Source organism: Arthrobacter sp. NPDC080086, assembly GCF_040702285.1.
This window is the reverse complement of record NZ_JBFBKP010000010.1, coordinates 47,550-59,771: the sequence shown is the minus strand read 5'-3', so window position 1 is coordinate 59,771 and position 12,222 is coordinate 47,550. Positions and strand designations below refer to the sequence as shown.

The 12,222-nt window shown below is 66.4% G+C and carries 10 protein-coding genes; 4 read left to right on the top strand and 6 right to left on the bottom strand.

From position 1 onward, the window contains the following. The first annotated feature begins 21 nt into the window (after positions 1–21). Positions 22–1,095, top strand: coding sequence for a DMT family transporter (locus AB0305_RS06115; RefSeq protein WP_366172138.1), 1,074 nt, complete (start codon positions 22–24; stop codon positions 1,093–1,095). Next, positions 1,092–1,367 (top strand): hypothetical protein, encoded by a 276-nt coding sequence (locus tag AB0305_RS06110; protein WP_366172136.1) that lies wholly within the window; start codon positions 1,092–1,094, stop codon positions 1,365–1,367. Before AB0305_RS06115 ends, AB0305_RS06110 begins: the two co-directional genes overlap by 4 nt. A gap of 224 nt (positions 1,368–1,591) precedes the next feature. On the opposite strand, the gene AB0305_RS06105 is transcribed toward AB0305_RS06110, so the two are convergent. Further along, positions 1,592–3,694: a phosphocholine-specific phospholipase C gene (locus tag AB0305_RS06105; protein ID WP_366172134.1), complete on the bottom strand. Its 2,103-nt coding sequence runs from the start codon at positions 3,692–3,694 to the stop codon at positions 1,592–1,594. A gap of 322 nt (positions 3,695–4,016) precedes the next feature. On the opposite strand from AB0305_RS06105, the gene AB0305_RS06100 reads away from it, so the two are divergent. Together AB0305_RS06100 and AB0305_RS06095 are read left to right on the top strand one after the other, a co-directional pair. Then, positions 4,017–5,975, top strand: a complete 1,959-nt coding sequence (locus AB0305_RS06100) for an NRPS-independent rhizoferrin synthetase (RefSeq protein WP_366172132.1) — start codon at positions 4,017–4,019, stop codon at positions 5,973–5,975. Further along, complete coding sequence (locus AB0305_RS06095; protein ID WP_366172130.1) at positions 5,972–7,216, top strand: rhizoferrin export MFS transporter; 1,245 nt, start codon at positions 5,972–5,974, stop codon at positions 7,214–7,216. Before AB0305_RS06100 ends, AB0305_RS06095 begins: the two co-directional genes overlap by 4 nt. Here the strand turns inward: AB0305_RS06095 and AB0305_RS06090 are convergent. The 5 genes from AB0305_RS06090 to AB0305_RS06070 all read right to left on the bottom strand — a co-directional run bounded on the left by AB0305_RS06090 (position 7,204) and on the right by AB0305_RS06070 (position 12,148). Beyond that, entirely contained in the window at positions 7,204–8,313 is a 1,110-nt protein-coding gene (locus AB0305_RS06090) for a VanZ family protein (RefSeq protein WP_366172128.1), read from the bottom strand. The two genes, AB0305_RS06095 and AB0305_RS06090, sit on opposite strands and share 13 nt — an antisense overlap. A gap of 195 nt (positions 8,314–8,508) precedes the next feature. Then, positions 8,509–9,159: an ABC-type transport auxiliary lipoprotein family protein gene (locus tag AB0305_RS06085; RefSeq protein ID WP_366172126.1), complete on the bottom strand. Its 651-nt coding sequence runs from the start codon at positions 9,157–9,159 to the stop codon at positions 8,509–8,511. A gap of 9 nt (positions 9,160–9,168) precedes the next feature. Further along, positions 9,169–10,149 carry an MlaD family protein gene (locus AB0305_RS06080; protein ID WP_366172124.1) on the bottom strand — a complete coding sequence of 327 codons (981 nt, stop codon included), beginning with the start codon at positions 10,147–10,149 and terminating at the stop codon, positions 9,169–9,171. Continuing rightward, positions 10,149–11,027: an ABC transporter ATP-binding protein gene (locus tag AB0305_RS06075; RefSeq protein WP_366172122.1), complete on the bottom strand. Its 879-nt coding sequence runs from the start codon at positions 11,025–11,027 to the stop codon at positions 10,149–10,151. The genes AB0305_RS06080 and AB0305_RS06075 overlap by 1 nt, the downstream gene beginning before the upstream one ends. Then, positions 11,024–12,148, bottom strand: coding sequence for an ABC transporter permease (locus tag AB0305_RS06070; RefSeq protein ID WP_366172120.1), 1,125 nt, complete (start codon positions 12,146–12,148; stop codon positions 11,024–11,026). Before AB0305_RS06070 ends, AB0305_RS06075 begins: the two co-directional genes overlap by 4 nt. Between the last annotated feature and the right edge of the window lie 74 nt (positions 12,149–12,222).

The window sequence follows — 12,222 nt, the reverse complement described above, 5'->3', positions numbered from 1 at the left end:
GCACAGAACAAGGAGATCGGTTTGGCTTCATCCTCCGCCGCTCGCGCGGCACATCACAAACACACACTCCAGTGGGGCTACCGCTGGGCACTGTGGGCGGCCATCCTGTGGGGCGCCTGGTACGTGCCGGGCACCGCCGTCTGGCACGAGTCGCCATTCGCCTCGCTCGATCTGTCCGATCCGCATGTGTTCCTGGTTTGTGCAGCCGTCATTACGGCGTTCAACAGCGCGCTGGTGATGCTGTTCCAGTGGGTATGGCTGGCTGCGCTCGGCAAACTGGGCGACTACTTCCGCACCATGGGGCAGTTCCGCAAGATTTCGCGCTGGTACTTCATTGCCGCGATTGCCGGCGGGCTGATGGCCAACTTCGGCTCGTATCTGGCCATGGGCTACGTGGGCGCGGTGTTCGCGGCAGTCGCGGGCCTGCTGTATCCGGTGGTGGGCGCCACGGTGGCCAAGCTTTGGTACAACGAGCGCATCAGTGCGCGGGCGGCGGTAGGCATTCTCATCATCATTGGCGGCGGCGTGGCGATCTACGCACCGGCACTGATGACGGAATCGCACACCAGCAGCCACCAGTGGATCGGCTACCTGGGCGGCGCCATGGCGGCCATCGGCTGGGGGCTGGAAGGCGCCATCGTCGGCCGCGCCATGGACGTGACCGACCCCGATTGCGGTGTGTCGATCCGCTATACGGCCGAGGCCATCTTCTGGGTCATCTTCGTGCTGCCGGCCATCGCGCTGTTTGCGCACGTGCCGGTGCCGGTGATGGACATCGTCTCCGGCATCGCGCACAGCAAGGCGCTGCTGTGGCTGGCAGCAGGCGGCCTCACCTTCGCGTTCTGCGCGGTGGCCTGGTACAAGTCGTTCCCGCTGATCGGCGTGGGGCGCGGACAGGCGCTGGGCGCGTTCTATGCGATGTTCGCCACCCTCTTCACGGCCCTCTTCACGTTGCAGTTTCCGCAGTGGTACTTCCTCATCGGGCTGGCGCTGGTGATCTTTGGCGGCTTCGTGATGGTGTCGGAAAGCTCGGAAAACATGGAAGTGATTCGCGGTGCAGCACCTGCTGCCACAACCACGGAGACCCCCGCATGAACCTGCACATGAAGGGCTTCATCCTGCAACTGCTCGCCAACGGCGATGCCCTGTGGGACAGCGAGATCGCCCACCGCACCTGCATCGCTTACAACAAACCCGAAAGCGATTACTGGATGGGCAGCATCCGCGCCACCCTTGCCGACCTGTACTCAGGCGGCCTCGTGCAAGCGCCCGAAGACACGCTCGACGACGCCACCGGCAAGGTGCACTTCCGCTACGTCCTCACCGATTTCGGCCGTCAGCGGATGGCTGAAACCGGGTTGATCTAACCCACCACCGAAGGAGAGCAAGCAATGAGCAGCTTCTGGGGCTATCCGTATGCAGACGTGCTGGCGACGGTGATGATCGTTGCATTGAGCGCGCTGGCGTTGTATCAGGCGCGCACCTACGTGCGGCACATCTGACGCCGCATCGGCATCATCGATAAAAAACGGCCCGCTGACGTTGCAGTCAGCGGGCCGTTCTGCTTGGTGCCGCGTCGGGGGTCTGTCGTTTACGCGCCGAGCGCCGGGTCGGACGCGCTGGCGCGGCCGGTCTCCACATGGCCGGCCAAGCGACGCTCGAAACCGGCATCGGTGCTGGCCGTGACGGTCAGGTCGTACCAGGCGTGCTGGGCACGCAGGTCCAGGTACACCGAGGCATCGTCACCGCCGCGCACTTCGCGCTGCACGCTCTCGCCGGTGTAGGCGCTCTTGATGGTGAAGACAGTGGACGCGCGGCCGTGGTTGATCAGGCGCAGTTGCAGGTTGCCGTTGGCGACGTCATAGCCCTCCTTCACCTCCAGCGCGCGGCCATGCGGACGCAGCAGGCCCGACAGCGTGAGCTTGCCGACAAAGCGGCGCAGGAAGCCGTTCGGGCCGTGCACGGTAAAGTCGTACGCGCCACCGGCGTTCACGGCCAGCTTGTCCGACAGGCGCTTGCCCGCCTCCACCGTGTAGGTGCGCGGTGCATCCGTGCTGCCAGCCGTGTAGACGATAAAGGCAGCGCCCACATCCCCGGTGTTCACAAAGTCGAGCTGGAACTTGCCGGCGGCTTCGTCCTGGCGACCGCGCACGAACAGTTCGTACGGCAGCGCGCGCGACGGGCGCACGCCGGCTTCCTGCTTCGGTACCGCCTGCACCAGCGGGGGCAACGGCACGTAGTCGGCGTGGCGAAGCTTGTCTTTCGGCACGTAGGCGGCGGTGCTCGGCAGCGTGGGCACCACCTCGTTGGGCGTGACGAAGTTGAACGCGGATGTCAGATCACCACACACCGCGCGGCGCCACTTCGAAATGTTCGGCGACTTGACGTGATGCGTGCGCTTAAAGCGCTGCTCGATAAAGCGGATGATCGACGTGTGGTCGAACGTTTCCGAGCACACGAAGCCGCCCTTGGACCACGGCGACACCACCAGCATCGGCACGCGCTGGCCTAGGCCGTAGCTACCGGCGCCGTACTTGCTGTTGCCCGGAAAATATTCGCCCGTGGTGTCCACCGTCGACAGGCCATTGCTGCCCGACGAAGCAAACGGCGGCACGAGGTGGTCGAAGAAGCCGTCGTTCTCGTCGTAGGTGATGAACACCGCCGTCTTGCTCCACACCTCGGGGTTGGAGGTGAGGATCTGCAGGACCTGGTCGATGTACCAGGCGCCGTAGTTGGCCGGCCAGTTCGGGTGCTCGGAGAAGGCTTCCGGCGCGGCAATCCACGAGACCTGCGGCAGCGTGCCGTTCTGCACGTCGCGCTTGAGGACATCGAAGTAACCGTCGCCGGCCGACACGTTGGTACCGGTGCGCGCCTTGTCGTACAGCGGAGTGCCGGGCTGTGCGTTCTGATATTGCTTGAAGTACAGCAGCGCGTTGTCGCCGTAGTTGCCGATGTAGGCGTCGCTCGTCCAGCCCCAGGAGCCGGCGGCGTCCAGGCCGGTGCCGATGTCCTGGTAGATCTTCCACGAGATGCCGGCGGCTTCGAGCACTTCCGGATACGTCGACCAGCCGTAGCCGGCTTCCGCGTTGTCGATCACCGGGCCGCCGCCGACGTTGTCGTTGCCGACGTAGCCCGTCCACATGTAGTAGCGGTTCGGATCGGTGGAGGTGGGCGTGGAGCAATGGTAGGCGTCGCAGATGGTGAAAGCGTCGGCCAGCGCGTAGTGGAACGGGATGTCCTGGCGCGTCAGGTAGGCCATCGTCGTAGTGCCCTTGTGCGGGACCCAGCCGTCGTAGCGGCCATCGTTGACGGCGAGGTGCGTATCGTTCCAGCCGTGCGGCAGGTCTTGCAGGAACTGGAGGCCAAGATCCGGTGCGCTTGGACGGAACGGCAGCACCTCGCCCACGCCACCGGCCAGCGGCTGGTGCCACACGCTCTTGCCGGTGGGCAGCGTGACGGTGCGCGTATCGCCATACCCGCGCACGCCCTTGAGCGTGCCGAAGTAGTGGTCGAACGAGCGGTTCTCTTGCATGAGGATGACGATGTGCTGCACGTCTTCGATACTGCGGTGCGCGTTATGGGCGGGAATCGCCAGCGCCTGGCGAATGCCTTCGGGCACCGCGCCCATGGCCGCAGACGCGGCAGCCAGTTGGGCGGCGGAACGGAGAAAACCACGGCGGCTCTTGGAGGTCATCTTCTCTACCTGTTGAGGGTGTTGGGGGGCGGGGTCAGGCGCTAAGGTAGAAAGGATTCATGTCGGTTGCGTGAAGACGGCGCCTGTCGGCCGTGTCACGCAACCCCTCCCGTTTGATGGAGTATTGTTGCAAATGAGAGGAATTCTCATCTACACTGCATCGCAACAAATCGCGGATAGCCGCCGGCATGGCGTGCTCCACCGCATCCGTGCCTAGCACATCGCCCGACTGCCCTGTCGAGCGGCCCCTACATCAGATCCCTGTGCCGCAGGAGCGAGCCCCCGCTCGCCTGCCCATGCTGATCCCCGTAGGAGCCCTCTCATGCAACGTCAAGCTGACCCCGTCGCTCATCCGCCCATCGCCGCCGCGGCCGGCAACCCTGTTTTTGAATCGATTCCGGCCCTGCAGAGCGCTGGCGTACGCGCGACCCACTGGTCTGCCGCGCAGCAGTTGGCACGGCGCCGCGTGCTGTCGCGCTTGCTGCAAGCCTTGTTTCGTGAAGCACTGCTCAGCCCCGGCCAGTTGATCCCCGATACCCGCGCCGATGTCACGCTATTGCCCATCTGGCAGCAGCGCGTGCTCTTGCGCTTTACGGGCTTGCGTGCGGGTGCACTCGGCAGCTGGACGCTGACAGGCGACGTGGCGGTGCTCGCGCACGATCGGCCACCGGCGTCCATCGATCGGCCTTCCACCTTGCTCCATTGGCTGTCGCCAATGCTGGAGACCGGCGACGCGACAGACGTCTCGCGCCTGACCGCCATTGCGCGGTTGTCGGCCGAGTTGGACAACAGCCAGGACAACGACACGCTATGCCAGGCCTATCGACTGGCCTGGGGTGAGCAACTGGCCGCAGAACATGGCGCGTCGGTGGCGCAAGACGCGCTGGCCCTGCTCACCGGCGATGGCACACCACACGCCCTGGCCCGCACCGAGCAATGGGGCACCGGCGGCCACCCCTGGCACCCGGCCTACAAGACACGGATGGGACTGTCACCCGATCAGGTGATTGCGCTGTCGCCGGAGTTTGAGGCGCAGGTGCCCATCGGACTGGTGGCCGTGGCTGCGCATCGCCTGCAAGTGACCACGATGGCGGGCGTGCAACCCTACGCTGCCTGGTTTGCATCCACCTTCCCCGACGCCATGCGGGCGTTCCGCAAGGCCTTGCTGGCACGTCAGCTGGCGCCCGAAGCGTGGCTGCCGCTGCCCGTCCACCCGTGGCAGCGCGACACGACACTGGGCGAGACCTTCGCCGATGAATTGAAGGCAGGCGAACTGATTCTGCTGCCCGAGATCACCATCCCCGCACGGCCGACCATGTCGTTCCGCACCGTGGCGGCGACCGACGCGCCGGGCGGCCCAATGCTGAAGTTGCCTGTGAGCATGCGGCTCACCAGCGTGGAGCGCACCGTGTCGCCCAAATCCGCTGTGATGGGCCCACGCGTGAGCGCGCTGCTTGAGGGCATCCTCGCGGCCGACACTGCGCTGGCGGCGGTGCTGTCGATCGTGCCGGAGCGCCACGGCATCCACTTGGCGGGCACTGAAGACGAGCGAGCGCGCCACCTGTCGATGATCGTGCGCGACAACCCCACCACCCGCATCGCCGGCAAGCAGCGGTTGCTGCCCGTGGGTGCGCTGTTCACGCCGGATTTCACCACCGACATGACGCAACCTGCCGCGCCCATGCTGCTCGACACCGTGCTTGCGCGCCAGGCTGGCGGCACCCGCGCGGAACGTGCCTCGCGCTTCTTTGCAGCGTACCTGCGCGTTGCCATTCCGGCCGTCGTCGGGTTGTATCTGCGCTATGGCATTGCGTTGGAGGCGCATCAGCAGAACACCTTCGTCGTCATCGATGAAGCCGGCATGCCGGTGCGGCTGGTGGTGCGCGACTTTGGCGACGTGAAGATCGCCTTGCCGGCGTTGCAAGCGCAAGGCTTCTCCATCGACCCATTCCGCGCCGGACACACCACGTACCCGGACCGCGACATCCCGCGCAAGAAGCTGATTCACGCGTTCCTGCTGTGCCATATCGGCGAGCTGGCGTTGGCACTCTTCCCGGACCACGGCAGCACAGCGGGCCTGCGCCAGTGGCATGACGCCATGCACGCTGCGTTCGACGCCAGCCGCACCGTCATGGATGCCGACACGTGGGCGCACGAGCGTCACGCGCTGCTCGAAGCGCCGTGGACGTTCAAGACCTTCGTGCGCATGCGCCTGCGCGACCAGTCCGACGACATGCATGCCGCGTTGCCGAATCCATTGGCTGCGGTGGCCACGGCATGAGCTCAGCCACGCGTGCCGACTCGTGGCGTAGCGCCATTCGCTGGCTGCTCATCATTCAGGCACTGTCGATGGGCGCAATGGAGATGACCGGCCCGTTCTGGCCGCTCTTCCTGCGCGAATTGACGCCGGTGCCGCATGTGCCGTTCGCGTGGGTGGCCAGCGCGGCCTACTTTGCGCCGATGGCCGCCACACTGCTGACGGCGCCCTGGTGGGGACGACTGGCTGACCGCGTGGGCGCCAAGCCGATGATCCTGCGGGCGTTGGTGGCGTTGGCGGCGTCCCAGTTGTGGTCGGTCTATGCGGATTCCGCCGCCAGCGTGCTGCTGGCGCGCACGGTGCAAGGCGGGCTGGCCGGCTTCCTGGCCGCCGCGCAGATCTATGCCATGCGCGTGGCGCCGGCCGACATGCGCCGACGCGTCTTCGCCGACCTGCAAACCGTCACGGCCTGCGGCAGCTTCATGGCACCGCCGGTGGGTGCGTGGCTCGTTGCGTGGATGGGCTTTCGGATGGCCAACACGGCGGGTGCCGTCCTCATCCTGGCGTGCATTCCGCTGGCGATGCTGTGTTTGCCTTCGGTGCCACCCCGCCCACGAGAGACACCCGACCCGACGGCGGACGCATCCGTCACGCAGCACGCGCCGCTGGGCGGGCTCGTCATCGGCCTGCTGCTGGGCACCGTGGCCGTGCAGGCGGCGCGCGTCATGCCGCAGGGTTTTCTCGCGCCATACATCACCGAGACGCTCCATGGCTCGGTCATGCTGGCAGGCCTCGCCTATAGCGCCACGGCGGCCACGCTGGCGTTGTCGGCGCGCTGGTGGGCGAAGCGCTTCGCGGGGTTGCCGGTGCATGCCACGCTCGGCCGTGTGGGCATGCTGACGGCCGTGTGCGGGGTGACCGCACTGTGGCAAGGTTTTGCGCAGGGCGAGGTCGGCTTCATTGCGGCACGCCTGGCTTGGGGCGTCTGCCTGGGCGGCTTGCTGCCGGTCATGAACAGCCTTGTCGCCGAAACCAGCCCCCCAGAACGCCAAGGTTTCGCCCTGGGGCTGTGCAGCAGTGCAGCCAAGGGCGGCGCGCTCATTGGGCTGGGCGTGGCAGCTGCCTCCACCGGGCTCTTCGGCTGGCGCTCGGGTTTTTTCGCCATGGCGGCGATGTACATTGCAGCACTGGCCGCCGTGCTGATCGTGCGCCGCGTGGCGTCACCGCAAGCGGTGCCTCCGGTGGTACAGACTCAGCGCGCCTGACGTCCGGCGCGCCGCTGCAGATGCGTCTGCTCGGCGCGCCAGACAAGGTAGCCCAGACCCAGGAACGGCCACAGCCAGCCGATCCACTGCGACAGGCTGTTGAAATGCACGAAGCGCCCCAGCCGCCAGGCTTGCGCCGACACCCAAGAATACGGGCTCGGCGGCAGCACGTTAGAGAGCACGATCAGCGCGATCAGCAGCGTCATCGCCAGCCCGCCTCGCAGCCAGCGCGGCAGGCGCACCAGCAACACCAGGACGAGCGAGCCGACCACGAGCCCAAAGCGCGCGCCGGACGAGAGCCAATCCCACGCCCCCGCCAACGGAAACTGCAGCAGCGTCGCGCCGGCCTTCAGCAGCAGCGTGCTGGTCAATAGCGCGGCCAGCAGCGGCAACATAGGCGCCCCACGGCGCATGGTCACCGTGGCCAGCAGTGCCGTGCCGACCCAGCTGCAGGCGGTGATGAGGGCTTCCAGCAACTCCTGCCGCTGCAGCGCCTCGGGGTGCGCTTGCAACTGATCGTGCCAGTCGAACAGATCGGGAAACCAGTTGTGGATCACGCCGGTCAGGAACGCATCCGGCGACGGATCCAGCAGCATGCTGCGCACCACCCCGCCCATGCTGAAGAGGAACTCCTGCGGAAACGTCTGCGCGAACGGCCACAGCAGCAGCAACAGAATCGCAAACGTGGCATGCGGCTCGAACCAGTGCTTGCGTACACGCCGCAGGCCACCGCGATCGATCAGCCGCCCGGCAAACGGCGCCATGACAATCCCGCCCAACAGCGCACCGATCGTGTTCGTCGCGAGATCCACGTTGGAAGAAATACGTGTGGGCAGGTAGGTCTGAATCGCTTCCATGGCGCCCGAGAGCAGCAACCCGGCGAGCAGCGCCAGCAGCACCGCGCGCCAGCCCGTGATGCGCGGATGCACCGCCAGCACCGTCAGCATGCCCAGCGGCATGTAGCCCCACACGTTGGTCATCAGGTCGAAGCCGGTGTTGTAGCGGGGCAGCGGCGCGGTCAGGAAGGCAAATGGCGACACGCCTGTGTCCGTCCACCCGGCAAACGGATACAGGCTGGCGTAGATGACCAGCAGCACGAACCACCCCAGCCCGACGCGAGCAAGCGGCGAGTGGCGATGCGGGGCAGGTACGGCGGGTTGCGAGTGGAGGTCCGTCACCGGAGGGCGCTGCGAGTCGTCTGGAAGGAGGAACGGACGGGTTCAGAAGAAGCGCGCCCATGATAGCGTCCGATGCCGCACATCACGGTTGGTTCCCCCATCCGACGGAGGGCGTTAGCGTCGGTGCGCGCCGGATTGCACCGCCGCACCCAGCGGCAAGCCCGCCACCCAGTCGAGCACCTCGCCGATGGCCTTGTCAGACGCCTGCGTGAGCGCAACCACCCCGCCGGCGGCGTCCGTACTGGGCGCAGGCGCATCGGCTTGCACCACACGCTGGTCGATCACCCCACGCGATTGGAACACCGTTGCCCGCAGGCGCACCACACCCCGGCTCGCATCCGGCCGGTCGAACACCTGGGAGAAATCCACCAGTTCGACCCGCAGGGACGGCACGTCCGGTGCGGCATAGCTGACCACCTGCCCGCGCGCGGCCGCCGCATTACGCAGGCGTGCATCGAACAGGTTCACGGGCGACTCGACCCAGCGGCTGTTGGCGTACGCATTGGTACGCTGGCCTTGCGCATAGGCCAGGCGGTAGAAGATGGCGTTACCGTCCATCCACCCCGGGCCGGCCACCTCCGTCACACGCAAGGCAGTAGGCAGGCGCGCGCCGCCGCTGGTGGCGGACGCAAGGCCAAAATCGTAAAGCGCGGTCGGGGCGACTGGCGCGCTGGAACACGCCGCCAGCGCAATCAACGCGGACACCCCGGACAGTGCCAGCGTGCAGCGGCGTGTGCGACGCAGGACAACAGACAACATCGGCATGGAATCTCCTCAGGGCTGGGCCGAAGCCCGTGCAGCGGGCGCGGTAAAGCCGGTCTCACCGGGGCCCGGCACACCAGGCGCGGGGCCGAACAGCACGCTCTGCGGCCGCGCGTTGAAATCGGCGACCGCGTGGTCAAAGCCGCGCACCGCCTGGCGGGCCTCGCGCGCAAAGCCGTTGAGCTGCGGCAGCGTCTCGTAAGTCAGCACATTGGCGGCGGATTGCATCGACTGTGTCGCGGCCGTCAGATCGGTGCCCGCGCCGGAAAGCGTCGACATCAGCGGCCCCTTCGGATCAGACAGCGATTGCGTCAGCTTGCGGGTGGACACCAGCGTCGCGTCAAGGTTGTCGGCGATCTGGGGCAGCTTGCGCAGCGTCGGCTCCGCATGCTGGGCGAGCGCGTTGTAGGTGTCCATCGTCTGCCGGAACGACTGCAGCGAATCGCTGATCTGCTGGCGATGCGTGTCGTCAAACATGATCGACAGCGAGTTCAGCGTTTGGTCGAGCTTTGACAACATCTGGTCGCCGCGCTTGTCGAGTTCATCGAGGAAACCGGCTTCCATGCGGATACGCGCCGGGTTCCTGTCGGACGTGGCCAGGCGCGTGGGGTTGGGGGCGCGCCGGCCACCCTCGTTGCCTTGGTCGAAGCCGCGGTCGTCGAGCTGCACATAGGCCAGGCCCGTCACACCCTGATAAGCCAACCGGCCGTACGTGGTAGTGGTGATGGGCGCATCCTTGTCGACCAGCACGCGCACCACGATCTGCCCCGGCACCTTGTCGTCAAAGCGGATGCTGTCGACCTTGCCGACATCCAGGCCGCGATACTTCACGGCGGCCTGCGGGTTCAGCCCATTGACGGTGGAACGTGTGACCACCTCGTACGGCACGCGTACGGTCTGGTCGCGGTTGAACCACATCACCGCCAGCGCAACAAAGATCGCCAGCCCGATCGTGAACAGCCCGGCCAGAAATGCGTGGGCTTTGTTTTCCATCAATCCTCCTGCACTGCAAGCGTGGCGGCCGCCACCACTTCCGTTATCTGCGGGCCCAATGCCATCAGGGCCCGCTGCCCTCGCTCGCCCAGGAAGTATTCCTTGATGAACGGATGGTCGATCTGAATGATCTGCTCGATCGGCGCGGCGGCCAGCACCTTGCGATCGGCCAGCACGGCGATGCGGTCGGACAGCGCCACCAGCGTGTCCAGATCGTGCGTGACCATCACCACCGTCAAACCCAGCTCCTGGCGCAGCTCGCGGATGAGCGCGACGTAGTCGTCCGACGCGCGCGGGTCCAGCCCGGCGGTCGGCTCGTCCAGGAACACCAGCTCGGGCTCCAGCGACAACGCCCGCGCCAGCGCCACGCGCTTGATCATGCCGCCCGACAGGTCCGACGGCATCTTGTCGGCGTCGGTGGATTTGAGCCCCACCATCTGCAGCTTGAGCATCGCCACCCGCTGCACGAACGCATCGGGCAGCGTGCGCAGCTCACGCATTGGCAGCGCAACGTTGTCGATCACCGACAGCGCCGAGAACAACGCGCCGTGCTGGAACTGCATGCCCCACCGGTTGCGCATCGACTGCAAATCGTTGCCGACCTGGCATGTCAGCTCTTCGCCAAAGATATGGATCGTGCCCGAGGTGGGCTTCTCCAGCCCCACCACTTGGCGCAGCAGCGTGGTCTTGCCGCTGCCCGAACCGCCGACGATGGAGAGCACCTCGCCGCGAAATACGTCCAGACTGATGTTGTCGAGCACCGTCACCTTGTCGTAGCGCTTGGTGACGTTGCGCACCTCAATCACACGCTCGCGCGCTGGCGTGATGGCCGGTGCGGCTTGCGTGTGCTCGACGTGCGGATGGCGGGGTCGCGTCATATGCCGACGTCCTTGAAGAGGATGGCAAACACCGCGTCCGCCAGGATGACGATGGTGATCGACACCACCACCGAGGTGGTCGTACCCTCACCCAGGCTCTGCGTGTTGGGCTGGATGCGCAGGCCAAAGTGGCATGCCACCAGCGCGATCAGCATGCCGAACACCACGCCCTTGCCAATGCCGAGCCACAGGTTGGCCACCGGCACCGCGTCGGGTAGCGAGGTGATGAAGTACGTCGGGCTGATGTCGAGCTGGAACTTGGCCGCCAGGATGCCGCCGCCCAGCGCAAGCAGGTCCGTCCACGCCACCAGCAACGGCATCGCAATCGCCAGCGCAATGACCTTGGGCAGGATGAGGCGGAACCCGTGCGAGATGCCCATCACGCGCATCGCATCCAGCTCTTCCGTCACCCGCATCACCCCGATCTGCGCGGTGATGGCCGAGCCCGAGCGCCCCGCCACCAGAATCGCCGCCAGCACCGGCCCCAGCTCCCGGATGATGGCCATCCCCAAAATGTTGACGATGAAGATGCTGGCCCCGAACACGCGCAACTGGTTGGCCGACAGGTAGCTCAGCACGATGCCGATCAGAAAGCCCACCAGCGCCGTGATGCCCAGCGCCTTGTAGCCGGTGCTGTAGATATTGGCCGAGATCTCGCGCCACGGCCCGCGATGCGGCGCGCGCAGAAAGCGCCCGAAGTCGAACATCAACTGCCCGATCATGGCGATGCCGTCGCGGGCGTGGTCGAAGAATTCGAGCATGCCCCGGCCAAGGATCGCCACGGGGTTGATGCGCGGCGCCAGGCGCTGTTTCCAGCCGCCGGGGTCGAGCTTGGCCACGCGGTCGATCATGCGGCGCTGGTCTGGCCGGGCGTCGAGGTGTTCGGGCCACTTGTTGCCCCAGGCACGCCAGAGCAGTTGCGCGCCAAAGTGGTCGATACGGCCGACTTCGGTCAGGCACCAGGCGTTGGCGTTGTCCAGTCCGGCGCGGATTTGCGCCCGCGCGCCGCGCACCCCAGCCCGCTCGGCCAGCGCAAGCGTGGTCCAGTCGCCGGAGAGAAAGGCGACGGAGCGTCCGTCGACAAGGCGGACTTCAAGCTGGGGGGTACGGCAGGTGATCAAACGGGGCTCCGTGGTCGGTGATGCCGGATATCGGTCGAATTGTAGCCAAGGCGCTGCCCGACGCTGTCACACTG